The sequence below is a fragment of the Collinsella sp. OM07-12 genome (assembly GCF_003438275.1).
Taxonomy (GTDB): domain Bacteria; phylum Actinomycetota; class Coriobacteriia; order Coriobacteriales; family Coriobacteriaceae; genus Collinsella.
This window is the reverse complement of the sequence record NZ_QSTQ01000013.1, coordinates 35,535-59,887: the sequence shown is the minus strand read 5'-3', so window position 1 is coordinate 59,887 and position 24,353 is coordinate 35,535. Positions and strand designations below refer to the sequence as shown.

21 protein-coding genes are annotated in these 24,353 nt (G+C 59.0%); 13 read left to right on the top strand and 8 right to left on the bottom strand.

Annotated features, from left to right (window positions below):
* Positions 1–17 precede the first annotated feature (17 nt).
* Positions 18–677: an HAD family hydrolase gene (locus DXB98_RS06155; protein WP_369831387.1), complete on the top strand. Its 660-nt coding sequence runs from the start codon at positions 18–20 to the stop codon at positions 675–677.
* Between the two features lie 263 nt (positions 678–940).
* On the opposite strand, the gene DXB98_RS06150 is transcribed toward DXB98_RS06155, so the two are convergent.
* On the bottom strand, positions 941–1,723 hold the full coding sequence (locus DXB98_RS06150; protein ID WP_117743502.1) for a TatD family hydrolase: 783 nt from the start codon (positions 1,721–1,723) through the stop codon (positions 941–943).
* A gap of 13 nt (positions 1,724–1,736) precedes the next feature.
* Positions 1,737–2,534: a ThiF family adenylyltransferase gene (locus DXB98_RS06145; RefSeq protein ID WP_117743501.1), complete on the bottom strand. Its 798-nt coding sequence runs from the start codon at positions 2,532–2,534 to the stop codon at positions 1,737–1,739.
* Between the two features lie 299 nt (positions 2,535–2,833).
* Here DXB98_RS06145 and DXB98_RS06140 point away from each other — a divergent pair, with 299 nt between their 5' ends.
* The 3 genes from DXB98_RS06140 (at position 2,834) to ettA (ending at position 5,665) form a co-directional block, all read left to right on the top strand.
* Positions 2,834–3,112, top strand: a complete 279-nt coding sequence (locus tag DXB98_RS06140) for an autorepressor SdpR family transcription factor (protein WP_117735286.1) — start codon at positions 2,834–2,836, stop codon at positions 3,110–3,112.
* Complete coding sequence (locus DXB98_RS06135) at positions 3,105–3,809, top strand: SdpI family protein (protein ID WP_117743500.1); 705 nt, start codon at positions 3,105–3,107, stop codon at positions 3,807–3,809. The genes DXB98_RS06140 and DXB98_RS06135 overlap by 8 nt, the downstream gene beginning before the upstream one ends.
* A 176-nt stretch (positions 3,810–3,985) precedes the next feature.
* Complete coding sequence (ettA, locus tag DXB98_RS06130) at positions 3,986–5,665, top strand: energy-dependent translational throttle protein EttA (protein WP_117735284.1); 1,680 nt, start codon at positions 3,986–3,988, stop codon at positions 5,663–5,665.
* Between the two features lie 219 nt (positions 5,666–5,884).
* On the opposite strand, the gene DXB98_RS06125 is transcribed toward ettA, so the two are convergent.
* A complete protein-coding gene (locus DXB98_RS06125; RefSeq protein ID WP_117743499.1) occupies positions 5,885–6,601 on the bottom strand; it encodes a UTRA domain-containing protein in 717 nt (238 codons plus the stop codon).
* A gap of 233 nt (positions 6,602–6,834) precedes the next feature.
* Here DXB98_RS06125 and treP point away from each other — a divergent pair, with 233 nt between their 5' ends.
* Both treP and DXB98_RS06115 read left to right on the top strand, forming a co-directional pair.
* Positions 6,835–8,310, top strand: a complete 1,476-nt coding sequence (treP, locus tag DXB98_RS06120) for a PTS system trehalose-specific EIIBC component (protein WP_117743498.1) — start codon at positions 6,835–6,837, stop codon at positions 8,308–8,310.
* A 93-nt stretch (positions 8,311–8,403) separates the two neighbouring features.
* Positions 8,404–10,122, top strand: coding sequence for an alpha,alpha-phosphotrehalase (locus DXB98_RS06115; RefSeq protein WP_117743497.1), 1,719 nt, complete (start codon positions 8,404–8,406; stop codon positions 10,120–10,122).
* A 93-nt stretch (positions 10,123–10,215) separates the two neighbouring features.
* On the opposite strand, the gene DXB98_RS06110 is transcribed toward DXB98_RS06115, so the two are convergent.
* Complete coding sequence (locus DXB98_RS06110) at positions 10,216–11,517, bottom strand: hypothetical protein (RefSeq protein ID WP_117743496.1); 1,302 nt, start codon at positions 11,515–11,517, stop codon at positions 10,216–10,218.
* Between the two features lie 140 nt (positions 11,518–11,657).
* Complete coding sequence (locus DXB98_RS06105; protein WP_117743495.1) at positions 11,658–12,620, bottom strand: hypothetical protein; 963 nt, start codon at positions 12,618–12,620, stop codon at positions 11,658–11,660.
* Between the two features lie 203 nt (positions 12,621–12,823).
* On the opposite strand from DXB98_RS06105, the gene DXB98_RS06100 reads away from it, so the two are divergent.
* From DXB98_RS06100 to DXB98_RS06070, 7 genes are all read left to right on the top strand, one after another.
* A complete protein-coding gene (locus DXB98_RS06100; protein ID WP_117743494.1) occupies positions 12,824–14,803 on the top strand; it encodes an NAD(+) synthase in 1,980 nt (659 codons plus the stop codon).
* A 118-nt stretch (positions 14,804–14,921) separates the two neighbouring features.
* Positions 14,922–16,085 (top strand): pyridoxal phosphate-dependent aminotransferase, encoded by a 1,164-nt coding sequence (locus DXB98_RS06095; RefSeq protein ID WP_117743493.1) that lies wholly within the window; start codon positions 14,922–14,924, stop codon positions 16,083–16,085.
* Positions 16,086–16,286: 201 nt separating this feature from the next.
* Complete coding sequence (locus tag DXB98_RS06090) at positions 16,287–17,237, top strand: L-lactate dehydrogenase (protein WP_022094138.1); 951 nt, start codon at positions 16,287–16,289, stop codon at positions 17,235–17,237.
* A gap of 113 nt (positions 17,238–17,350) precedes the next feature.
* The gene (locus DXB98_RS06085; RefSeq protein ID WP_117735269.1) at positions 17,351–18,511 is read left to right on the top strand and encodes a DUF2974 domain-containing protein; all 1,161 of its coding nucleotides are present in this window, start codon (positions 17,351–17,353) and stop codon (positions 18,509–18,511) included.
* 111 nt (positions 18,512–18,622) lie between these two features.
* Positions 18,623–19,627: a nucleoid-associated protein gene (locus DXB98_RS06080; protein ID WP_117743492.1), complete on the top strand. Its 1,005-nt coding sequence runs from the start codon at positions 18,623–18,625 to the stop codon at positions 19,625–19,627.
* 86 nt (positions 19,628–19,713) lie between these two features.
* Positions 19,714–20,064 (top strand): hypothetical protein, encoded by a 351-nt coding sequence (locus tag DXB98_RS06075; RefSeq protein ID WP_117735267.1) that lies wholly within the window; start codon positions 19,714–19,716, stop codon positions 20,062–20,064.
* On the top strand, positions 20,061–20,405 hold the full coding sequence (locus tag DXB98_RS06070; RefSeq protein ID WP_117735266.1) for a type II toxin-antitoxin system RelE/ParE family toxin: 345 nt from the start codon (positions 20,061–20,063) through the stop codon (positions 20,403–20,405). The genes DXB98_RS06075 and DXB98_RS06070 overlap by 4 nt, the downstream gene beginning before the upstream one ends.
* Positions 20,406–20,524: 119 nt before the next feature.
* On the opposite strand, the gene dapD is transcribed toward DXB98_RS06070, so the two are convergent.
* From dapD to dapA, 3 genes are read right to left on the bottom strand one after another with little or no spacing between them, the layout of a single operon-like run.
* A complete protein-coding gene (gene dapD, locus DXB98_RS06065; protein WP_117735265.1) occupies positions 20,525–21,244 on the bottom strand; it encodes a 2,3,4,5-tetrahydropyridine-2,6-dicarboxylate N-acetyltransferase in 720 nt (239 codons plus the stop codon).
* A gap of 39 nt (positions 21,245–21,283) precedes the next feature.
* Positions 21,284–22,024 carry a 4-hydroxy-tetrahydrodipicolinate reductase gene (gene dapB, locus DXB98_RS06060; protein WP_199407136.1) on the bottom strand — a complete coding sequence of 247 codons (741 nt, stop codon included), beginning with the start codon at positions 22,022–22,024 and terminating at the stop codon, positions 21,284–21,286.
* Complete coding sequence (gene dapA, locus DXB98_RS10415) at positions 22,017–24,326, bottom strand: 4-hydroxy-tetrahydrodipicolinate synthase (RefSeq protein WP_117743491.1); 2,310 nt, start codon at positions 24,324–24,326, stop codon at positions 22,017–22,019. The genes dapB and dapA overlap by 8 nt, the downstream gene beginning before the upstream one ends.
* Positions 24,327–24,353 lie beyond the last annotated feature (27 nt).

The following is a 24,353-nucleotide window of genomic DNA, read 5'->3' as shown; positions in this document are numbered from 1 at the left end:
TTGTTAGGGAGGGTGCCGTGTCCGCATTTCCGTTCGACGCCGTTATCTTTGACATGGATGGCGTCATCGTCGATACCGAGTATTACTACCTGGGGGAGACTGCCGCGTTTGCCAAGGAGCTTGGGTTGAACCTGACCCAAGAGGAGCTGAACGGGCAGATTGGCACCTCGCATCAGTTCTTCCTGCATATGCTGGTCGATTGGTTTGAACGCGCCGGTAAAGGGCACTTCACTGGCGAGGAAGCGTTGGCCCGTTGGGACGAGTGGGCGCATAAGCGTCCGCGTGACTACCAGGCTTTGATTAACCCGGGCGCTGTGGATACGATTCGAGAGTTGCCGCGCCGCGGCGTTCGCGTGGCGCTGGCGAGTTCGTCTCCCATGGACAGCATCGAGGAAGTGCTCGATGCATGCGGGCTGTCGGATGCCTTTGAGTATGTGGTGAGCGGCGAACAGTTTAAGGAGAGCAAGCCCGAGCCCGACATCTACCTGCATGCGCTGGATCTGTTGGGGCTGCCTGCGGACCGTTGCTGCTGTGTTGAGGATTCCGTTCCGGGCATTACCGCGGGTAAGCGAGCCGGCCTGACGGTCATTGCCAAGCGCGAGGAGCGCTTTGGCTTTAGCCAGGATGCCGCGGACAAGATTATCGACCAGCTGCCGGAGCTGCTTGAGCTTTCTTAGGGGTCTGTTGGGGGCTTTCTAGGAGCGAGTGGGCAAAAAATGCCAAATATGAGTACTGTCACTATTTTGGTAACAGCAAAATCAAGCCTTTGAGGCCTTAGTTGAGTGTCTGGGGACGATTAAAACCTGTTAAATTGCACTCAAGCATGCTAAAAACACCTCGATAATGAACGGTTGTACATTATCGAGGTGTTGTTTTATCGCAAAATAATGTGACTAGCTTTGCAACAGTACTCATATTTGGCATTTTTTGCCCACCGGGATCAGCGGAAGTCAAATATGGAGCGCGAATTTCTTAAAACGGTCGATTCGACGCTCTCCTCGGCGCAGTTTTTAAGTTCGGCGATGCGCCGGGAGACGCTTTTTAGCGATGTGATGAGCTGCCGCGCGCTTGTATCTGCTTGCGGTTCGGCAGGAGCGTCGGTTTCGAGCAGCAGACAATCGAGTGGGATCTGTCTGGCATATTCGCGACCGCGCTTGGTGGCGAGCATGCGCTCGTTGACGGAGAAATAGCAGCCTGCATCGCTCGCGCGGACGAGTTCGTCCGAGGTACCGCTAAACCAGTGGAAGGTGATAACGGGGGAGTCGGGCCTTGGGGTGAGCAATCCGTGCGACTCGAGGACGTCCAGTACGGTTCCTGCCGAACGAACGGCGTGAATTGATATCACGCGCCCGGTAAGAGGATGATGCACAAGTGCATCGCAGAGCCGTTCAAGTGCCTGTATTTGTAACGGCTCGCTTCCAACAAAGCGTGCGGAAAAGTCGAGCCCGATCTCGCCGATAAAACGCTCTTGTGCAGCGACTTCGCAAAGTAGATTGATTTCGGCGGTTCCGCATCGGCCGTCGGCGAGCCACCAGGGATGGAGCCCTACGCCCGCGATGATGCTCGGGCGGTGACTGGCGCGTGTTTTTGCTGCCGCGAAGTCGCGTGGGTCGACGCCGCAGTCAAATAGACCCAGGCCCAGTGCCGTCGCCTCATCGGCAACGGTATCCGGGCAAGCCATCAAATCAAGATGACAGTGTGCATCAAACAGCTGCGGCTCCATCGCGGCATCCCTGCTAGTCCAAGCGCTGGCCGTCGGCGCGCACGCGCTCGGTGCCGCGTCCGCTGATCTGGCGGATAACCTCGCCGGCGATCATCTGGCCCATGATGGGCGGCATAAAGCTCGCGGTTCCCAGCTCGGTACGCTCGTGGATGTTGGAAGGGTCGCGATGCTGTGTCTTAACCGATTCCTCGCAGCTAAACAACACGCGAAGGCTCTTGATGCCACGCTTTTTGCACTCTTTGCGCATGATGCGGCTCATAGGGTCGCGCACGGTGTCAAAAATGTCGGCAAAACGCAGGCATTCGGGGTGGAGCTTGTTGGCCCCGCCCATGGAGCTAACCAAATGAATGTCGTGGTCCTGAGCATATTTGGCAATGGTGAGCTTGGCCGAGATGGTGTCGATGGCGTCGACGACGTAGTCGAGCTTGCCGTCCGTCTGCTCCAAAACACTTGCGAAGAACTCATCGATGTTGTCGCTCAACAGGTATTCGGTACGTTTGATGACAGCGGCGGCGGGGTTGATGTCGTTGATCATGGCTTCCATTACATCCACTTTGCGCTTGCCGATGGTGCTGTGAAAGGCGATAGCCTGGCGGTTGATGTTGCTGGGCGCGATGATGTCCTTGTCCAAGATCACAAAATGACCGATGCCGCCACGGGCAAGTGCCTCGCAGCAGTTGGAGCCCACGCCGCCGCAGCCAAGCACCAGCACCGTGGCGTTGGCGAGTTTATCGAGCGCCTCGCGGCCCATGATAATCTCGAGCTTGGTGTCGCGTGTCTCGACGGGAGCTGCAGCTGCGGTTTCGGTCATAGATATCCTCCGATGGGGAAGCGGGTCGTGTTTTGGCTATCGCCATTATAGGTATTATCGCGATTCCATTTGAGCCCTAGGGGTTTGTTGAAACGAGACCGGGATTCGCATAAGATGAAGCAGGTGGCACCCGTTGCCGCGGGTTGGCCAACTCCCAAACACGTTTGTAGCGTGAGAAGTGGCCGTCTTCGCATTACGCGGGGGCGGCTATTTTTTTGAGTATAAGATTAGATAGTTAGACAAATATCTAAATATTGAGTATAGTGTGCGCGTCGAACGAAATACTGAGAGGAGGTCCTATGCCGGGAGAGGGTTTTAAAGCGCTGGCCGATCCTACACGGCGTCACATTTTGGAACTGTTGCGCGAGGGCAATTGTACGGCCGGAGAGCTTGCCGAGCATTTTGACATCAGCAAACCGTCATTGAGCCATCATTTGGCGACGCTTAAAAACGCTGGGTTGGTGACCGACGAGCGTCATGGTCAAAACATCGTATACAGCTTAAACACCACTGTCATGCAGGACTTGATTGGCTGGTTTATGAGCTTTAGAAACACTGAAGGTGGTAAGGATGAATAACGAAAACAAGGGCATTCACGCCACGGGGGTATCGCCGCGCGTGTGGGCCGTGCTCGTGGTGCTGTGCGTTGCCAATGTCGCGGCACACCTTATGGTGATGCCGAGCTTGCCTGCGCAGATTCCCACGCACTGGGGAGCGAGCGGCGCCGTTAACGGTTGGGGTCCCAGTTGGATGGCCTCTGCGCTCGGCGCACTGCCGCTGGTGCTTTTGGCGGTGTTCTACGTGGTGCCGCGCATCGACCCCAAGGGCGAGGCGTATCGGACTTCGGGCAAGTTCTATCAGGGTTTCGTAATCGCCTTCACGCTGGCCATGTGTGCCATAAGCTGGCTGGGGGAGCTTACCGTATGGGGTGTGGTGCCTGCTGCTGGCACGGTCAATTTGCTGGTATCGGGCGCTATCGGTTTGCTCTTTATTGGAATGGGCAACTACCTGCCGCGTGTGAAGCAAAACTACACGCTGGGCATCAAGACGCCTTGGGCGCTTGCCGACCCCGAGAACTGGCGCCGTACGCAGCGTTTTGGTGGCGCCTGCTTTATGGTGCTGGGCGTTGGTCTGATTGTGATGGGTGTAGCGGGCAGCGTGCTATCGAGTGAAGTCGTCGCCACAGTGATCGCGGTGCTGGCGTTTGGATTGGCCGGAGCTGCCTACGTCTACTCGTATCTGCTGTGGCGCAAGTCTCAGCGGGCTGTTCGCTAAGGTTGCGGAAAACTAGCGTACGCAGTTCATATTTTGTTCCGGGGGACTTTTCCCAGGTAGTATTAGGGGGTGTGGGCGACCATGCCCCCTTTTATTAGAACGCGCGGATTGCCCCCCGCTTTTCCAAAACGGACAGGGGGAGAAGATTTCCGCAGCTAGATAAGGAGAAACGGACATTGGCTGAGTTCATTTACAGCATGTATCAGGCTCGCAAGGCCCATGGCGACAAGGTGATCCTTGACGACGTGACCCTGAGCTTCTATCCCGGTGCCAAGATCGGCGTCGTGGGCCCCAACGGCATGGGCAAGTCGACCCTGCTCAAGATTATGGCTGGCATCGAGGAAGTTTCCAACGGCGATGCCAGGCTCACCCCCGGCTACACCGTAGGAATCCTGCAGCAGGAGCCGCCGCTCGACGACGACAAGACCGTCATCGAGAACGTGCGCATGGCGTTTGGTGACATGATCGCCAAAGTCGATCGCTTCAACAAGATCGGCGAGGAGATGTGCGACCCGGATTGCGACATGGACGCCCTCATGGCCGAGATGGGCAAGCTCCAGGACGAGATCGACGCCGCCGACGGTTGGGATATCGATTCCAAGCTCGGCCAGGCCATGGACGCCCTGCAGCTGCCCGATTCTGACATGCCGGTTAACGTGCTTTCCGGCGGCGAGCGCCGCCGCGTGGCCCTGTGCAAGCTGCTGCTCGAGGCTCCCGACCTGCTGCTGCTTGACGAGCCCACGAACCACCTGGACGCCGAGTCGATCCTGTGGCTCGAGCACTTCCTGCATAACTATCAGGGCGCTGTGCTTGCCGTCACGCATGACCGCTACTTCCTGGATAACGTCGCCGAGTGGATCTGCGAGGTCGACCGCGGCCACCTCTACCCCTACAAGGGCAACTACTCCACGTATCTGGAGACCAAGGCCGCGCGTATCGAGGCTCAGGGCAACCGCGATGCCAAGCTCGCCAAGCGCATGGAGGCCGAGCTCGAGTGGGTGCGCAGCTCGCCCAAGGCCCGCCAGGCCAAGAACAAGGCCCGTCTGGCTCGCTACGAGGAGATGGAGGCCGAGGCCCGCGCAAGCCAGAAGCTCGACTGGACCGACATCCGCATCCCTGTGGGTCCGCGTCTGGGCAACAAGGTGCTCGAGGCCCATCACCTGCACAAAGAGTTCGACGGCCGCGTGCTCATCGACGATCTTTCGTTCACCCTGCCGCGCAACGGCATCGTGGGTGTGATCGGCCCCAACGGCGTCGGTAAGACCACGCTGTTCAAGACGATTGTGGGTCTGGAGCCGCTGACTTCGGGCGAGCTCGAGGTGGGCGAGACCGTCAAGATTTCCTACGTCGACCAGAACCGTTCCGGCATCGATCCCGATAAGAACCTATGGGAGGTCGTCTCGGACGGCCTGGACCACATGATGGTCGGCGAGACCGAGGTTCCGAGCCGCGCTTATGTGGCGAGTTTTGGCTTTAAGGGCCAGGACCAGCAGAAGCGCGCCGGTGTGCTCTCCGGTGGCGAGCGCAATCGTCTGAACTTGGCGCTTACGCTCAAGCAGGGCGGCAACCTGCTGCTCCTCGACGAGCCCACGAACGACCTCGACGTCGAGACGCTGTCCTCGCTCGAGGCAGCGCTGCTCGAGTTCCCGGGCTGCTCGGTGGTCATTAGCCACGACCGTATGTTCCTGGACCGCGTCGCCACGCACATTCTGGCGTGGGAGGGCACCGACGAGAATCCGGGCAACTGGTATTGGTTCGAGGGCAACTTCGAGGCCTATCAGGCCAACCGCATCGAGCGCCTGGGCGAGGACGCAGCTCAGCCGCATCGCATCCACCGCAAGCTGACGCGTGACTAGTTTTGTTACGCGGTTTTACCAAACCGCGTAACTGCTCGACGCTGCGCGGGCCGCAAGCACCCCATCTTGCCGTTCAAGCCGTCGCTCGCGTACCGAAGTACGCGTCGCTCCTCTTTCACGGCAACCTGGGGCACTTGCGACCCGCTCGCTGTTGATTACGCGACATCAACAAATAAAAACGGCTCAAATCCGGGTTTGGATTTGAGCCGTTTTTCGCTGCTACTTGCGTCGAGCGATGTCGTGAAAGACAAAGTAGTCGGGGCGGTGTCGCGAACAGGTGTATTCGAACATTTCTCCGGCGGCGGTAAAGACTTGGTTGGACATAACGGCCATGTAGCAGCCTTCGGGAAGGTCCAACAGCTCATAGTCGCGCTTGGTGGCGGGTTCGACGGTTATTTCGCGACGGCTTTGGGCAATCTTAAGGCCAAGGTCCTGCTCGAGATATCGATAAATGGAGCTTGAGGCCTTATCGGCATCGAGCCCCTGTACGTCGCTTGCCAAAAAATAGCTTTCATCGCGAATGACTGGGCAACCGGCTATGGAACGAACACGCTCGAGATGAATGAGAACTGACCCGACTTCAAACCCCGTTCTGTGGGCTGCCTTTTCGGTGGCTTTGACTTGCTCAAAGAGCGTCACCTTTGTTTCGGAATCAAGCTCCAGGCGCCTGATGGATTCGTCGTATGTCTCGATGCCGCCAACTTCAAAGAGGGCGCGGCTTCGCGGGCGCCAGATGACGCGGACACCCTTGCCATGGATCGGCTGCACCAACCCCTCGTCGGCGAGAGCCGTGAGGGCGCGTCGAAGTGTGTTGTGCGAGCACTCGTATTTTTGGACGAGTTGGGCCTCGGAGGGGAGAAACGACTGAAAAGGATACGTTCCCTCAAGAATGTCGCCTTTGATATCGGTGTAGATGCCTTGCCAGATGGCCTTCATAGCTGTCCTTTGAATCATTTAAATAAGTTGTATTTCAGTATACCGTTCGAATCCGATGCTCTCCGTTCGCAGTGAAAAATCGACCGTTCAGCAACTTATTCAAATAAGTCAAGAAACGTAGAATCAATCTGGCTAAACTAGTTGCTGTCAAACAACTTATTCAAATAAGTTGTCATTTAAAGGCGGGTGGGCCACCTACAGTGTTCTGTCGAAAAGCGCAGAAGGAGGAACGCATGGGTAAGTATGCGGACGACGCGACCAAGCTGCTCGAGCTGGTGGGAGGCAAGGACAATATTGCCGCTGTGAGCCACTGTATGACGCGTATGAGGTTTGTCCTCAACGATGAATCGAAGGCCGACGTGCCGGGTATCGAGGCGCTTCCCTATACCAAGGGCAGCTTTACGCAGGCTGGGCAGTTCCAGGTCATCATTGGTAACGACGTCAAAGCCTACTATTCGGAGTTTACTGAGATCGCCGGAATCGAGGGCGTGAGCAAGGACGCAGCCAAGGCCGCCGCCGTCCAAAACCAGAATCCCATTCAGCGCGCCATGACGGTTATCGCCGAGGTATTTGCACCCATCATTCCCGCTGTTATCGTCGGCGGCCTCATTCTCGGTTTCCGCAATTGCATCGATTCGCTGTATGTGTTTGGCGACGGTACGCAGACGCTCGTGCAGCTGAGTCAATTTTGGGCTGGCGTCGACAGCTTTTTATGGTTGATTGGCGAGGCGGTCTTCCATACTGGCATTCCAGTAGGCATCTGTTGGTCGGTCACCAAAAAGATGGGTGGCACGCCTATGCTCGGTATCGTTTTGGGTTTGACGCTTATCTCCGGGCAGCTTCTTAACGCCTATTCCGTTGCCGGCACGCCGGCTGATCAGATTCCGCAGTGGGACTTTGGCTTTGCCCAGGTCAATATGATCGGCTATCAGGCGCAGGTCATTCCCGCGATTCTCGCCGCAGTTACACTTGGCTTCTTGGAGCGTTTCTTCCGCAAGATCACGCCCGAGGTCGTCTCGATGATCGTCGTTCCATTCTGCAGCCTGCTGCTTGCCGTCATGGCCGCCCACTTTGTCCTTGGACCCATTGGCTGGTGGCTCGGTAGCGGTGTCTCCGCCATCATTTACGCCGGCATCACCGGCCCGTTCCGCGCCCTGTTCGGCGCTCTCTTTGGTGCGTTTTATGCGCCGCTGGTTATTACCGGCCTGCACCACATGTCTAACGCCATCGACCTGCAGCTGATTGCCGATTTTGGTGGCACTATGCTTTGGCCCATGATCGCGCTTTCCAATATCGCACAAGGCTCGGCTGTATTGGGCATGGCGTACCTGCAGCGTTCCAACGATCGTGACCAGCAGGTAAATATCCCCGCCATCATCTCTTGCTACCTGGGTGTTACCGAGCCTGCCATGTTCGGCGTCAACCTTAAGTACACGTTCCCGTTTGTGTGTGCCATGATCGGCTCCTCCCTTGCTGGTCTTTTGAGCGTGGTGACAAACTGCACCGCAAACGCCGTTGGCGTCGGTGGCCTGCCGGGAATCCTTTCGATGCAGCCTGACAGCTGGGCGATGTTTGCGGTTTGTATGCTCATCGTGCTGGTCGTTCCTTTTGTCCTGACGGTTATCGTGGGCTCCAAGAAAGGCATTCGCGAGGAGGCCGAGGCCAGTGCCGCCGAGATTCGCGCGGAGTTGGCCGCTCAGGATAAGTAACCCTACGAGCAGTAACCCTACGAGCGCCGCGGCGGCTTTGTTCGTCAGCGGTGCTCGCGAATTTCACATTTCCTGTTGGAGGGAGGACGAGCGATGCTTGATATCAGCAATAAGGTCGTGTACCAAATCTATCCCAAGAGCTTTAACGATTCTAATGGTGACGGCTGGGGCGATCTGCCCGGCATCACGCAAAAGCTCGACTACCTCAAGCAGCTTGGTATCGATTACCTCTGGATAACCCCATTTTTTGTCTCGCCGCAAAAGGATAACGGCTACGACGTGGCCGATTACCGAAGCATCGATCCGCGATTTGGAACCATGGAGGAGTTCGAAGAGCTTTCGCGCGAGGCGCATGCGCGCGGCATCGGCCTTATGCTCGACATGGTATTTAACCATGTTTCGAGCGAGCATGAGTGGTTTCAGCGAGCCATCGCGGGCGACAAGCGCTATCAGGACTACTTTATTTTTGAAGAGGGGACACCGCGTGAGCTTCCCTGCAACTGGGAATCGAAGTTTGGCGGTCCCGCCTGGACCTGGGAACCTCATGTTGGCAAATGGTACCTGCACCTATTCGATCCGGGCCAACCCGACCTCAACTGGAAAAATCCTGAAGTGAGGCATGAGGTTGCCGATGTCTTGCGTTTTTGGCGCGAGAAGGGCGTTGACGGCTTTCGCTTCGACGTAATCAATCTAATCGATAAGCCAGATTCATGGGAAGACGACTACGAGGGCGATGGTCGCCGCTTTTACACGGACGGTGCGCGTGTGGACAGCTACATCCAGGAGCTGGTGCGTGAGGGCGGCATCGAGGGCATGATGACGGTCGGAGAGATGAATTCGACGGGCCTTGAGGCTTGCATTCGATATACGCAGCCTCAAAACCACGAGCTCGCTATGACCTTCAACTTCCATCATCTTAAGGTCGATTTTGAGAACGGGAGGAAGTGGGTAAACAAGGCTCCTGACTTTGCGCTGTTGCAAAAGACTCTTGCCGCCTGGCAGGAGGGTATGCAGGCGGGCGGTGGTTGGAATGCCGTGTTCTGGGACAATCACGACCAGCCACGTGCCCTTTCGCGTTTTGGGACCGACGGTTCCCTGCGCATTCCCGCGGCAAAGATGCTCGCGCTCTTTATGGACCTGTTGCGCGGCACGCCCTATATCTATCAAGGTGACGAGCTGGGCTCGACCAACGCACACTTTACGAGCATCGAAGAGTTCAACGATGTCGAGAGCCGCAACTATTACCGCATCTTGCTCGAGCAGGGAAAGGCACCCGAAGAGGCGCTCGCGATCATCAACATGCATTCGCGCGATAACGGCCGCCTGCCTATGCAGTGGAATGGCGAGGTGCACCATGGTTTTTCGATCGCTGAGCCTTGGGTTCCGATGGCTCGCGATGCGAAGGATTGTAGCCAAGATGAGATAACGGCGGAGCTCGAAGTGGGCGTTTCGAATTCAATTTTTGAGTTCTATCGTCAGGTGAATGAGCTGCGGCACGAGTTGCCTGTGGTGGCGACGGGCAAGGTCCGTTTTGTTGACGCGGACAGTGCGCCCGTGCTCGCGTATGGGCGATTTGGCAATCTTACTGTCGGAGAGCCCTATGATGCGTCGGTGGCGACGATCGAAGACATGTCCGCGCCTGGATCGATGCTTGTGGTTGCCAATTTCTTCGATGGTATGAGCGAAGTGGGCCCGGAAGTCCGGGAACTGCTGGCTCAAGGGGAGTGGGACGTGCTGCTGCACTCGTATGGGGATGTTGAGGACCTGCAGACGCTTCGCCCCTTTGAGGGATATGCGCTCATTCGTAAATAAGCGCATGGGTATTGTGTCCATTTGCAGCTGAGTGCGGCCTGATTGGCACAATTAAACGGCTCAAATCCTGATTTGGATTTGAGCCGTTTGTCGTTACTGCTCGGGTTCTTCGATTTTATCGATGGTCCAGGCGGCTCCGAGACCGCCGGTGGTGTTGCGGCGGATGCGTACGGTAACCTCGCGGCGCTCGCCGTCCTGCGTGTAGCGCAGCGGGAAACTCGCTCGGTTGCGCGCGACGTCGATGGTGCCGCGCTCGCGGGCGATCCAGTAGTACTCGCCGACAATGCCGAGGGTATCGGCGCCGTAGGGGAGATAGGTCGACAGCTGGTGCAGCAACGGACCGGGGCAGAAGACCTCGGTTGCGATATCGATGGGGAAGTCCTCGGGGATGGTCGGTGCTGTGGGTGCGGGGGCTGGTGGCGTGGCCGGTGCAGGGGCCCGCCCATCGACGGGCGCCATCCCGGGCGCGGACGCGGGTTCGGCAGCGGACACGGGTTCGGGGTCCGCTTTCGGCATCGCCGCGGAATCTGTGGACTCGACGGTAGCGGGTGCATCTGTGGGCATGGTGTCGACCTCGACTTGCGGAGCGTTCTCATGCTCGACGCTCGGCTTTGCCTCGATGGGCGTGGAAGCCATGGTGGTGATACCTGCGTTGGCGTTCTCGGGGTCATAGACGACCGTGAGCGAGATGGCGGGCTGCGGCGTCTCGGGCTCCGGTGTCGCCTCGGTAGCGTTTTGATCTGCGGGCTCGTCAGACTGACCGTCCTCGGCATTGTCGCCAAAGACATCGCTATTCTGGAACACGGGCGCCTCGGGTTGGCCAGCCGTCTCTTCGATTGTCGACGTGGGAGTCTCGTTGAGCTCAACAGTGGCTTCCTGATCAGACATGGCTTCGGAATCAGTTGTGGTGGCGATTTCGGTTTCGGCTTCTGCCGTCACCTCGATAGCGACTTCGATCTCTGTCTCGGGCTCGGGTTCCGGCACGGCTTCAACCATGGCTTCTGGCTCGGTGCGCTTTACGTGCTTGGGGCGCACGGCCTTGAGGTCCTTCTCACCGCGCTTTTTCTTTTTGTAGGACTGCTTGGCGCCCTTGACTGCCTTGGGCTTGTCCTCGCCCTTGGCAAGTGCGGCATCCCAGGCCTCGTTTGCGATGACCGTGGCATACAGGCGACCGCCCTTAAAGACGGTCAGCTTAATGCAGTCGTCAAGCTCCTCGAGCAACTCGCGCGTGGACTCAAAGCCCAGGTCGTAGGCCGTCATATCGCCCGCGGCGAGTGCCTCCTCGACCTGCGTCATAAACGTTTGCTTGCCGCATCCAATCGCATCGCGTAGCAGTCGATACAGATAGATGTGGTTGCCCAGCGAAAGCGTGGGCCTAACTATTGTCTTGCTCATGGCAAATCTCCTCTTTACACATGTAAAGCATCTTACCATCGCATAGCGTTCGCCATGGCGGCGCCCAAGGCAAACGGGCGCGAACCGCTGTCGATTCGCGCCCGTTATACAGGTCGGTTATCTATGAGAGGCAAATGTGCTTAGTTGCCCGATGCCGTGCCTTGGCTCGAGTTGTCGGATGCCGTGCCGGACGCGGTTCCGCTCGAGCTGTTCGAGCTGTTGGTGTTGCTGCTGTCTGCTGCGCCCGTTCCCGACGTGGTGTCGCTCGTCTGGCCTCCCGTGTTCGGCTGTGAACCGTCAGTCGTTTGGCTTGAGTCGGTCGTGCCGGACGGCGTGCCACTGTTGGCCGTAGAGGAATCGGTGCCCTGCGATTGGTTTTGGGTGTTCGAGGACGAATTGGCAGAGGTAGGACTGTCTTGCGTGTCGTCCGTCTGTGCCTGCTGATCCTGCGGCTGAGTGTTGCCATTTGCATCGCTCTCGGTCGTGCGCGACGACAGGATTGGCTCGGGACGCTCGCCCAGACCCTCACCGGCAGTGGTGATAAGGATGGCGCCGGCGCAGGCGATGACCGCGACGATGGCGATGGCGATCGAGAAGACGATGACCTTCTTTTGTGTCTGGCTGCGCTCTGCCGCCGCCTTGGCGCGCAGGCTGTTGGGGGCGACGCGCGCCGTGGTCGCGCGTCCCGCAACCTGGCGCATCTCCTGCGTGGTCGCGGCGCCACCTAGGTGCTCCTCGACATTGGGCTCAACGGGCTCATAGGCGCCGGCGGGGTAGTCGACGTCGGCGTGCGTGCCCTTGATTGCTTCGGCGCTGGCGGAGATAAAGTGGCGATAGACCTGCGAGGACACAACAGTGATGACTGAGCTCACAGCGGCACCAATCACCGAGCCGGCAATGCCGATCTTTGAAGCAAGCGCCACGCTCGTGGCGGCAGCTGCGGCGCCGGCGATGATCTGGGGAATGGAAATGTCGTCGAACAGGCCCTTTTTGGGCGCGATGGCCATGGTCTGTCCAATGGAATGGTTCTCGTGTACGCCGTTGTTGAGCGATGCCGGCGTCATGACGCGCGTGCGCGGCGCGTCGGTGTACTTGGTTGTCATACGGGGCCCTCCCGGTGTAAATCTGCTTCGTTTCGTGTAGCCATCAGGGTACCCACCAGATGTGAATCGTACGTGACATTTAACAGATACCATCAACTCATCAATTGCTCACCAAGTTGGTGGGATGCGGTTCCACCCGGCGGTTGAACTACAATAGGGCTTGCTAATTGTGTTGAATAGCGTTTACGCACGGGAGCATTCTTATGAATCTTCACCTTTCTCAGTCTGATGGCTTTTTGCGTGTGGCGGCGGCGTCGCCGCAGATTCGCGTGGCCGATGTCGAGGGCAATGCCGAGGTTGCGCTGGCGGCTGTTCGCGATGCTGCCGGGCGTGGCGTTCGCGCGTTGGTGTTGCCCGAGCTTAACTTGTGCGGCTATACCGCGGCCGATCTGTTCCATAACCGCACGCTGCTGCATGCCTGCGAGGCTGCTCTGGTGCATATCCTCGACGAGACTCGTGAGTTGCCGATTGTCTTTACCATCGGGCTTCCCGTTGCAGTTGCCGAGAATATCTACAACTGCGCGGCCGTGTGCTGTGCGGGCGAGCTTTTGGGCCTTACGGCCAAAAAGTATCTGCCCAACTACGGCGAGTTTTATGAGTGCCGCTGGTTTGCTCCGGCGCCGGCCGATCCCGTGTGGATTGAATTTGCCGGTCAGGGTCCGGTGCCGCTTGGCTCGGGGCTTGTCTACCGCTGCTGCGATGAGGGTACCGAGGACCTGGTGCTGGGCGTCGAGGTTTGTGAGGACCTGTGGGTGCCGGCGCCTCCCTCGACCGAGATGGCGCTCGCTGGTGCAACGGTGATCCTCAACCCGTCGGCCTCGGACGAAATCATCGGCAAGGCAGATTACCGCCGCAGCCTCATCTCCAATCAGAGCGCGCGCCTGTACTGCGCCTATGCCTACGCGGACGCAAGCGAGGGCGAGTCCACGACCGACATGGTTTTTGCGGGCGAGAACCTCGTCTACGAGAACGGCTCCAAGCTTGCTGCGACCAGGCTTCTCACCTGCGACATGGCGGTTGCCGATGTCGACCTCGACCGTCTGGTTGCCGAGCGCCGCCGCTCGACGACGTGGTCGCGCGCGGACGATGCGCCGGAGGCCACGACCGTTGAGTTCTCTTTTGAGGGCGCGCTCTCCGAGGCTCCCGTCCTGCGCAACGCCTGCGACATCGACCGTGTCTTCCCCCGTGCGCCCTTTGTGCCGGCCGACCATGGCGATCTGGCCGAGCGCTGCGAGACCATCCTCGATCTGCAGACCGCGGGCCTCAAGACCCGCCTTGCCCATACGGGCACCAAGGCGGCCGTCATCGGCCTTTCGGGCGGCCTCGATTCCACGCTGGCGCTCCTCGTGACCGTGCGTGCGTTCGACGCCTTGGGCCTGCCGCGCACCGGTATCACGGCCGTGTCCATGCCCGGCTTTGGCACGACGCACCGCACCAAGTCGAATGCCGAGTCGCTCGCCCGCAACTTGGGCGTGAGCTTCCGTGAGGTTTCGATTCACGCGGCCGTGGAACAGCACTTCAAGGACATTGAGCACGATCCGGCCGTGCAGGACGTGACCTACGAGAACTGCCAGGCCCGCGAGCGTACGCAGATTCTGATGGACCTGGCCAATCAGGCTGGCGGTTTTGTCATCGGTACGGGCGACCTCAGTGAGCTGGCGCTCGGCTGGGCTACCTATAATGGCGACCACATGAGCATGTACGCCGTCAACGCGAGCGTGCCCAAGACGCTTGTGCGCCATCTGGTGCGCTATGCGGCCGATGTCTTTGGCGGGCGCATCGCCGAGGTGCTGCTCGATATCCTCGATACGCCGGTGTCTCCCGAACTTCTGCCGCCCACGGGTGACGGCGAGATTGCCCAGAAGACCGAGGACCTGGTGGGTCCCTACGAGCTGCACGACTATTTCCTCTACTACCTGCTGCGTTTTGGTTTTGAGCCAGGCAAGATCTACCGCATGGCGCTCAAGAGCTTCGAGGGCGTCTACGACGCCAAGACCGTCCACACGTGGCTGCGTACGTTCTACCGCCGCTTCTTTGCCCAGCAGTTTAAGCGAAGCTGCCTGCCCGACGGCCCCAAGGTGGGCTCGGTGACGCTCAGCCCGCGTGGCGATTGGCGTATGCCGAGTGACGCCAGCTCGCGTCTGTGGCTTGCGCAGATCGATGCGCTCAATCCGATTGACTAAGGTTGGCTAAATTGAACCAATACGGGGGTTGCAAGCGTTACACTTTTGCAATCTGATGGCCCGTATCGCGCGGCGCTCTTGTCGGAGCGCCGCGTTTTTTATATCGAAAGGTGGCACCATGCAGGCATCGCAGCGTCTCGACCGCTTTGGCGCGGAGGTATTTGCCTCGCTCAATAACAAGCTTCTTGTGCTTAAGGCCCAGGGCAAGACCATTTACAACATGAGCGTGGGCACGCCTGACTTTAAGCCGTACGACCACGTGGTCGAGGCGCTGGTCCAGGCCGCCCAGGACCCCGAGATGTGGAAGTATGCCCTGCGCGATCTGCCCGAGCTTAAGCAGGCCGTGTGCGATTACTACGAGCGCCGCTTTGGCGTTTCGGGCATCACGCCGTCCATGGTGCAGTCGTGCAACGGCACGCAGGAGGGCGTGGGCCATTTGGGCCTGGCGCTGCTCGATCCGGGTGACACCATTCTGGTTCCCGATCCGTGCTACCCGGTCTTTGAGGCGGGTGCCAAGATCGCCGATGCCAAGCTCGAATACTATCCGCTGGTTGCCGAGCATAATTACCTGCCCTATGTGGCGGGCATCGATCCCGAAGTGGCCGATCGTGCCAAGTACATGATCGTGTCGCTGCCCGCCAACCCGGTGGGCTCGGTGGGCACGCCCGAAGTCTACGAGGAGATTATCGCCTTTGCCCGTGAGCATGACCTGCTCATCGTCCATGACAACGCGTACTCCGATATCGTGTTTGACGGCGAGCCGGGCGGAAGCTTTTTGCAGTATCCCGGCGCGCTCGAGGTGGGCGTGGAATTCTTCTCGCTTTCCAAGTCGTTTAACGTCACCGGTGCCCGCATCGGCTTTTTGGTCGGTCGCGAGGACGTGGTCTCGGCCTTTGCCAAGCTGCGCAGCCAGATTGACTTTGGCATGTTCTTCCCGATCCAAAAGGCTGCCATCGCCTGCCTGAACGGTCCGCGCGATGAGGTTGAGGCACAGCGTCTGAAGTACCAGGAGCGCCGCGATGCCCTGTGCGACGGCCTTGAGGGCTTGGGCTGGGAGCGTCCCAACGCGCATGGTTCGATGTTTGTGTGGGCCAAACTTCCCGGCGGCCGTACCGATTCCATGGCGTTTTGCGAGGAGCTCATGGAGAAGGCCGGCGTTGTGGTGACGCCGGGTGCGAGCTTTGGGCCTTCGGGCGAGGGGCACGTGCGCATGGCGCTGGTCTTGCCGCCCGATCAGATCGCTCTGGCCGTCGAGGCTATTCGCGAGGCGGGTCTGTATTAAAAAGACATTTAGGCGCGTCAATAGTTCGAAACCGATTTCGGGCAGTTATCTTACGAATTCTGCAAACAATTTCGGTAAACGGTCGATTTTTGGCTGCGAATAGGCGCATAATCAAAGTCCCGATTGGCTATATTGGGATTACGGCAAGCCGCTTGGGTCGTTCCCGGGCGGCCTGTTTGTGGAGAGAGATGGGAGTTTCTAATGGTTAACGAGAAGAAGGTCGCTATTGTCGGCTGCGGTTTCGTCGGTTCGTCGTCGGCGTTCGCACTGATGCAGAGTGGTCTGTTCTCCGAGATGGTCCTCATCGACGTGGACAAGAACCGCGCCGAGGGTGAGGCACTGGATATCGCGCACGGCATGACGTTTGCCGAGCCGATGAAGATCTACGCCGGCGATTATTCCGATGTCGCCGATGCTGCCATGATCGTCGTCACCGCTGGCGCTGCCCAGAAGCCCGGTGAGACTCGCCTGGACCTGGTCAACAAGAACGTCAGCATCTTTAAGTCCATTATTCCCGAGATTAAGAAGTCCGGCTTCGACGGCATTCTACTAATCGTCTCCAACCCGGTCGACGTTCTGACCTATGCCGCCATCAAGATGTCCGGTCTGCCCGAGGGCCACGTCATCGGATCCGGCACCGTGCTCGACACCGGCCGTCTGCAGCAGATGCTCGGCGCTCACGTCGAGGTCGATCCGCGCGACGTTCAGGCCTACGTCATGGGTGAGCACGGCGACTCCGAGTTTGTCGCTTGGTCCAGCGCTCAGGTTGCCGGCGTTCCGCTGAACACCTTCTGCGAGCTTCACGGCCATCTGGAGCATGAGGCTGCCGAGAAGCGCATCGCCGAGGACGTCAAGAACTCCGCCTACACCATCATCGAGAAGAAGCACGCCACCTACTACGGCGTCGCCATGGCCGTTAAGCGCATCTGCACTGCCGTCATGCGCGATGAACAGACCGTTCTGCCCGTCTCCTCGCTCATGGTGGGCGAGTACGGCCTGTCCGATCTTGCCATCTCCATGCCGACCGTCGTTGGCCGCGACGGCGTTGTCTGCCGCGTCCCCGTGCCGCTGAACGATGACGAGCAGCATGAGCTCACCGTCTCCGCCAAGGCCCTCAAGGACATCATCGACAGCGTCGACTTCTCCTGCTAAATTAGGCTCGTTTGCCAGCAAGCTACAATGAAGGCGCCTGGGTCCACACGACCCGGGCGCCTTTTTGGTGCAAGGGGGACAGGTTGCTTTGCGCCATTGTTGATGGGAGAGCCATGTCGGATTCGCCTAATTTTTTGACCTATGCCCAGACGGCGTTTGATCCGTTTGAGGAACGGTCGTTCTGCGCTGTGGATAGCCTGGTCTTTGCGTGGCTGTCCTATTTGCGTTTGCCGGGGGATATGCCGGAGCTTACCGGCTGGCAGGGTCTTGACGTACGCGAGCTGCTGCGTGCCGAGTGCTACCGGGACATGATTGGCGACCTGTGGGATCCGGAGGGGAGCAGGGCCTTGTTGGAGGCCGTGGCAGCAAGCCCTCGCTACCGTGGCGTGCACGTTTGCGGCTATCGTGCCGTGAGCGATGTGGTGGTGACAGAGCAGTTTGCGGCTATGACGTTCCGATTTCCGGCGGGGTTTAGCTATCTTTCCTTCCGGGGGACCGACAGCACGATTGTGGGCTGGAAAGAGGACTTTAACATGGCGTTCCGGTGTCCTGTGCCGGCCCAGGAATCCGCGGCGCGTTATGTGGACGAGGCAGCGGATACGATTGACGGGCCGCTTTTGTGCGGAGGTCATTCCAAGGGTGGAAACCTTGCGGTGTACGGTGCGGCGATGTGCTCCGATGTCGCCCGAGAGCGAATCGAACGGGCGTATTCCCATGATGGTCCGGGCTTCGTCGAGGAGTTTCTGAACGGCAGCGCCTTCGCTGATCTATCCAGTCGAATCGACAAGACGCTACCTCGGTCGTCGATTTTTGGCATGATGTTCGAGACGCAGGAGGACTATGCCATCGTTGAGAGCACCGAGTTCAGCCTGCTGCAGCACAATCCCTTTAGCTGGGTGGTTGATGGTCGCGACTTCGTGTACTGTGAGCGCCTGTCCGCCGGTGCTCGATACGTTGATGGCTCCATTCGCGAGATGCTGCTTGCGGTGTCGCCTAGCGAGCGCGAGCGTTTTGTAGATGCGTTGTTCTCCGTGCTTGAGGCTACGGGTGCTGAGCGGTTTGCGGATATCGCCGGGAATCTGCGCGAGAGCCTGCCCGTGATGCTCCAGACTGCGCAAGGCTTTGACAAGGATACGCGACGCTTTGTCTCGCAGACCATCGCGGCAATCCTTAAATGCGCACTGCTGCCCAAACGACCCCAGATCGACATGCCCGCTGCCGGCAAGAGTTTGGCAGAACAGCTCGAGGCTTGGCAGTCCGAGCTCCTGCGCTAGCCATTGGTGCAAAGCAACCTGTCCCCGATGCACCAATCTTCGATGCGCCTGGGGCGGGCTCGACCGCTATACTGGTTCGTGCTCAATTCGATCTAGAACGGAATGCCGTATATGAAAATCAATCACGCGATTCTGCATATCCTGGACTTTGACTCTGCCGTCAACGTCATGAGCCAGCGAGAGCTCGATATCGAGAGCCGCACCGTGCGCAACTTTGTGACCACACATTTGCGCCGTGCCCGTACATCGGCCGATAACAAGCGCGCCACGTTTGCCGAGAACTCCGCATTCGGCGGCGAGCTCAAGGGCTATTTCTTTGGCGAGCGCGAGTTCGTGGACCTGTCGCAGCAGATTGCGGAGTTCATTTCCTCCGAGCTCACCAAGGCCGAAAAAGCCGAGTCCACCGATGTGCTCGTGGCCGACTTTGACGACGACGAGGATGCCCGCTGGTTTGCCGTGATGTTGCTGGGCTCCAAGCAGGCTTTTATGCACGAAGTGGGCCGCGAGGAGGGCGAGGTGCGCAACGACATCACGCGCCACTATGCTATCCTGCCGAATCCTTCACAAAAGGTGCCAAGCTATGCCATCGTGCGCGCGAGCACCATGGAGATCGGTTATGTGGACAAGAAGCGCAAGATTGCCGGTGAGGACCGTATGCTTATCCCCGATGGCCTGCTGCAGTGCGACACGGGCGTATCGGGCAAGGAGGTCATCGACACCGTGACGCGTGTGGTCGAGGAAGTCGCCGAGGAGCACGGTGCTAACACAGCTGTGGCACTGGCTAAGGTCAAAGCTGCCGTTGCCGAGAAGGTCGAGGATGACGAGGAACTGCCGCCTTGGGATATCGTCGACGAGGTCTTTGAGGACGAGCCGGTCATCAAGGAAAGCGTACGCGCGGCACTGACCGAAGAGAAGGTGCCCGAGCGCGTGCCCGTGGAGCGCAAGCAGGTAGAACGCGCGGCGGTGCGCAATCACAAGATTCGTACCGACACGGGCATCGAGATCAGCTTTCCGGCCGAGATGGGTTCGAACTCCGAGTACATCGAGTTCGTCAACGAACCCAACGGCCTCATCTCCATCGAGCTCAAGAATATTGGCAGCATCGAGAATCGATAAAGCTTTTTACTTTTGAATAAAAGTCTGGATTATATTTCGATGTATACTTGGAAATATAATCCAGACTATTTTTTTGGAGGTCAAAAATGTCCCCACTTGTTCTGGAAAAACCGGTGTTTACGAAAGACCAGGTTGTTTCTGCTACCGAAGCAAGCAAGTCTTTATCCGCCATACGCAAGCGCGCCAAGCGTGCCCCGCAATTCATTGCAGACCATAACGATATCGATACCGTGATTGTCGATTATGCCGCCTATGAGGAAATGTACGGTGCGCTGCAGTACCTGCGCGAACTTGAGATTGATCGCATCGCGGCGGACCGAATCAAGAACGGTCCGCACGAGTTTATTCCGTTTGAGGACGCCTTAACTCCTGATGAGCTCGCAGAGTTTGAGTCAATGGATCCCGACGCGATTTCCGACGAGGACCTTTTCGAATGAGTGGGCATTTTGTCATCGGCTTTTTGAATCGAGATGTCGAGAAGGAATATCAAAAGCTTGATGGTTCTCAGCGAAGACTCGTGCGCATTGCAATAGAAAAATTAAAGACGCGCGCCGATGAAATCGGAACGCCGCTTCACGGTGAGCTTGCCGGCTGCAAGAAGATCAAATGGCGAAACGCGGGACTCCGAATGATTTTTCGAATTCGAGAGGACGGAACAGTTGAGATTGCCGAGATTGTAGCAATTGGGCGGCGTGACCGTTCCGAGGTCTATAAGACGGCCACGGCGCGTCTGTTGAAGCAGTCTGCCATGGTTGAATACGACGGAACTCTGAGATGATGAAGGCCGAAGCCCCGATGGTGCTTCGGCCTTTTTTTGTTTTCGGCTTGGTTGCTGACACTGCGCCGCAGGTTGAGCATACGTCAGCGAAAACGCGGTTTGTCAAAACCGCGTAACTTTTAAAGCTGGCGCAGGCCTTCCTCGAGGCCGGTCTTGCTGTCGGTCTTCTCGTCGCGCATCTTGATGACGCGGGCGGGGACACCGGCCACGACGGCACCGGCGGGGACGTCCTCGACGCATACGGCACCGGCGGCCACGACGGCGCCCTTGCCCACGCGCACGCCCTCCAGGACCACGGCGTTGGCGCCGATCATGACGTCGTCTTCGATGATGACGGGCGTGGCGCTTGCGGGTTCAACGACGCCTGCCAACACGGTTCCAGCGCCGATGTGGCAGTTCTTGCCCACGGTGGCGCGGCCGCCCAGCACGGCGCCCATGTCGATCATGGAGCCCTCGCCAATGACGGAGCCGATGTTGATGATGGCGCCCATCATGATGACGGCGCGATCGCCGATCTCGACGCGGTCACGGATGATCGCGCCCGGCTCGATGCGGGCGTTGATGCCCTTAAGGTCGAGCATGGGCACGGCGGAGTTGCGGCAGTCGTTCTCCACATCGTAGTAATCGATAGAATCGTCGTTAGCGTAGAGGATTGCCTTGAGCTCATCCCAGTCGCCAATGACGGTCTTGCCGCGGCAATCGCCGTAGACGCGTGCGTTGCCCCACTGGACCTCCATGCCGGGCTTTTCGCGCACGTACAGTTTGACGGGCGTCTTCTTGGGCGCGGTGGCGATGTAGTTGATAATCTCCTGTGCATCCATCTCGGCTGCGTTGCTCATATGCTGTCTCTCCTTTGGGTGGATCCGGTTGATACCTGGTTAGGCAAACATGATCTGGTCGAACGTGTAGAAGCCGGGCTCGCGGGTGACGAGCTTCTGGGCGGCGGCCAGGGCGCCGTTGACGAAGATCTGGCGGCTCGTGGCACGGTGCGTGAGCGTGACCTCCTCGTCCTGGCCAAAGAAGCTCACCTCGTGCACGCCGGCGACGGTGCCGCCGCGCAACGAGTGCATACCGATTTCCTTGGGGTCGCGCGCGCCGCACATGCCCTCGCGTCCGTAGACGGGGTGGTAGCCTGCCTCGGGCTCGGCCTCGACTACGGCGTCGAGCAGCAGCTTGGCGGTGCCGCTGGGGGCGTCAACCTTTTGGTTGTGGTGCGTCTCGACAATCTCGCAGTCAAAGCCGGGCAGCTCGCGCGTGGCCTGGGCCACTAGATGACGCAGGGCGGCGATGCCGATGGAGTAATTGCCCGAGTGCATAACGCGGGCGTTCTGGCCCAGCTCACGCAGGCGGTCCATCTGCTCGGGAGTGTAGCCTGTGGTGCCCGAGACCAACGCCGTACCCGTGCGCTCGACATAGGCGACGACGGCGTCGAAGGTCACGACGTTCGAGAAGTCGATAATCACATCGGCAGCCGGTGCGTTCTCGAGCTCGCTCAAATCGAAGCCAATCTGGGCCACGATATCAAAAACGGGCTTCCCGGCGGCGTCGACAATTCCTTCGGCGGTAGTGCGGATGAGCGAGCCCATGCGGCCCGTTCCCATAATGACGGTCTTAATCAAGCAGACCAGCTCCCTTCAGAGTATCGGTAAGTGCGGCTCGCGTGTCGTCTGCCATGGGGCATAGCGGCATACGGTAGTTTGCCTCGATCATGCCCATCTGGGCGAGCGCTTCCTTAACGGGGATGGGGTTGACCTCGCTAAAGAGGGCGTTGATGAGCGGCTGGCCGGCAATCTGGATATCGCGGGCGCGCGCTACGTCGCCGTCCAGATAGGCGCGGCACATGTCGTGCACGAGCTGCGGCTGTACGTCGGCCCACACGCTGATGGTACCCGAAGCGCCTAGGCTCATGAGCGGCACGGTGAGTGCATCCTCGCCCGAGTACATGCGGAAGTCATCGGACAGCAGGTGGGCGATCTTGGCCGCGTAGGCGACGTTGCCCGAGGCCTCCTTGATGCCCATGATGTTGGGGTGCGCGGCCAAGCGCTCTACGTTGCGCTCGCTGATACCGCAGCCACAGCGGCCGGGGATGTTGTACAGAATGCAGGGGATGTCCACGGCGTCGGCCACGGTCTTAAAGTGCTGGTAGATGCCCTCTTCGTTAGACTTGTTGTAGTAGGGGGTAATGAGCAGCAGACCATCGGCACCCAAGCCCTGGTAAGTGAGCGACTTAGTGAGCATGGTTTGCGTGGAGTTAGAGCCCGAGCCGGCAATAACGGGGACGCGGCCCGCAACCTGCTTGACCACTGCGGCGACAACGGAGTTGTCCTCGTCGTCGGTCATCGTGGCACTCTCTCCGGTGGTGCCCAGGGTGAGGATGGCGTCAGTGCCATTTTGCAGGTGGAAATCGATAAGGCGCTCAAGCGCGTCAAAGTCGACACTGCCGTCTTTTTTAAACGGCGTGACAAGGGCGACGATTGAGCCCTCGAGATTGCGGATATCCATGTTCTTCTCCTTCGCTTCCGCGATCTGGATGCGTTTGTTCCATTGGGCGGCGACTGCTAGGCGCTCGTCCTGAGCGCGACGGCGGGCGGCATCGGCGCGCGATTTGGCCAGCAGCTCACGGCCGCACGGCAGCACGTCGAGCGTGGCAAAATAATCGCCCGGGCGCTCGGCGCGGCGGATAAGGTCGGCCGAGCCGTCGGGGCGCAGCAGCACCTCGGCGGAGCGCAGACGGCCGTTGTAGTTGTAGCCCATGGAGTAGCCATGCGCGCCGGTGTCGTGAATCACGAGCAGGTCGCCCATGTCGATATGCGGCAGCTCGCGGTCGATGGCGAACTTGTCATTGTTCTCGCACAGATTGCCCGTGATGTCGTAGGTGTCCGTAACGGGCGTTGTGGTCTTGTCGTCGCCACCCGGCTGGCCCATCACCGTGATGTGGTGGTAAGCGCCATACATGGCGGGACGAATGAGGTCGACGGCACTGGCGTCCACGCCGATATAGTCCTTGTAGATTTGCTTCTCGTGGATGGCCTTGGTGACCAGGCACCCATAGGGGCCCATCATAAAGCGGCCCATCTCGGTACAGATCGCCACATCGCCCATGCCGGCGGGAACCAGAATCTCGTCGTAGGCCGTGTGTACCCCTTCACCGATGGCGTGGATGTCGTTGGCCTGCTGCTCGGGCAGATAGGGGATACCGACGCCGCCGGACAGATTGATGAAGGCGACGTGTGCGCCGGTCTCGCTCTCCAGGCGCACGGCAAGCTCAAAGAGGATGCGCGCAAGCTTGGGGTAGTAGTCGTTGGTGACGGTGTTGCTGGCAAGGAATGCGTGGATACCAAAGTCCTCGGCGCCCTTGGCCTTGAGCATGCGGAAGGCCTCGAAAAGCTGCTCGGTGGTCATGCCATATTTGGAGTCGCCCGGGTTGTCCATGATGCCGTTGGAGAGCTGGAACAGACCGCCCGGATTAAAGCGGCAGCTGACCGTCTTGGGGATTGGCCCCGCAACGTGCTCAAAGAACTCGATGTGGCTGATGTCGTCAAAGTTGACGATGGCACCCAGCTTGTCGGCGAGCTCAAAGTCGGCCGCCGGCGTGTCGTTGGACGAGAGCATGATGTCGTGGCCGGTGATGCCCAGTGAGCGGGCGATCATGAGCTCGGTATAGCTCGAGCAATCGCAGCCGCAGCCGTATTCGTTGAGGATGGAGATAAGTGCCGGGTTAGGGTTGGCCTTGACGGCAAAGTATTCCTTAAAGCCCGGGTTCCATGCAAAGGCGTCGCGTACTTCTTGCATGTTGCGGCGGATGCCCGCCTCGTCGTATAGATGAAACGGCGTGGGGAACTGCTCAACGATATGCTCGAGCGTTTCCTTGTCCACAAACGGCTTCTTTGCCGCATATGCCTCGTTGGGAGTCAATGACATGTCCCGTAAACCTCGCTATCCAGACGG

Bases quoted from the DNA above. Each gene is read 5' to 3' on its own strand.
- dapA (WP_117743491.1), bottom strand. From the start codon at position 24,326: ATGTCATTGACTCCCAACGAGGCATATGCGGCAAAGAAGCCGTTTGTG.
- DXB98_RS06100 (WP_117743494.1), top strand. From the start codon at position 12,824: ATGAATCTTCACCTTTCTCAGTCTGATGGCTTTTTGCGTGTGGCGGCG.
- DXB98_RS06140 (WP_117735286.1), top strand. From the start codon at position 2,834: ATGCCGGGAGAGGGTTTTAAAGCGCTGGCCGATCCTACACGGCGTCAC.
- DXB98_RS06085 (WP_117735269.1), top strand. From the start codon at position 17,351: ATGTCGGATTCGCCTAATTTTTTGACCTATGCCCAGACGGCGTTTGAT.
- DXB98_RS06125 (WP_117743499.1), bottom strand. From the start codon at position 6,601: ATGAAGGCCATCTGGCAAGGCATCTACACCGATATCAAAGGCGACATT.
- treP (WP_117743498.1), top strand. From the start codon at position 6,835: ATGGGTAAGTATGCGGACGACGCGACCAAGCTGCTCGAGCTGGTGGGA.
- DXB98_RS06105 (WP_117743495.1), bottom strand. From the start codon at position 12,620: ATGACAACCAAGTACACCGACGCGCCGCGCACGCGCGTCATGACGCCG.
- DXB98_RS06110 (WP_117743496.1), bottom strand. From the start codon at position 11,517: ATGAGCAAGACAATAGTTAGGCCCACGCTTTCGCTGGGCAACCACATC.
- dapD (WP_117735265.1), bottom strand. From the start codon at position 21,244: ATGAGCAACGCAGCCGAGATGGATGCACAGGAGATTATCAACTACATC.
- DXB98_RS06145 (WP_117743501.1), bottom strand. From the start codon at position 2,534: ATGACCGAAACCGCAGCTGCAGCTCCCGTCGAGACACGCGACACCAAG.
- DXB98_RS06090 (WP_022094138.1), top strand. From the start codon at position 16,287: ATGGTTAACGAGAAGAAGGTCGCTATTGTCGGCTGCGGTTTCGTCGGT.
- DXB98_RS06075 (WP_117735267.1), top strand. From the start codon at position 19,714: ATGTCCCCACTTGTTCTGGAAAAACCGGTGTTTACGAAAGACCAGGTT.
- DXB98_RS06070 (WP_117735266.1), top strand. From the start codon at position 20,061: ATGAGTGGGCATTTTGTCATCGGCTTTTTGAATCGAGATGTCGAGAAG.
- DXB98_RS06095 (WP_117743493.1), top strand. From the start codon at position 14,922: ATGCAGGCATCGCAGCGTCTCGACCGCTTTGGCGCGGAGGTATTTGCC.
- DXB98_RS06115 (WP_117743497.1), top strand. From the start codon at position 8,404: ATGCTTGATATCAGCAATAAGGTCGTGTACCAAATCTATCCCAAGAGC.
- DXB98_RS06135 (WP_117743500.1), top strand. From the start codon at position 3,105: ATGAATAACGAAAACAAGGGCATTCACGCCACGGGGGTATCGCCGCGC.
- DXB98_RS06080 (WP_117743492.1), top strand. From the start codon at position 18,623: ATGAAAATCAATCACGCGATTCTGCATATCCTGGACTTTGACTCTGCC.
- DXB98_RS06150 (WP_117743502.1), bottom strand. From the start codon at position 1,723: ATGGAGCCGCAGCTGTTTGATGCACACTGTCATCTTGATTTGATGGCT.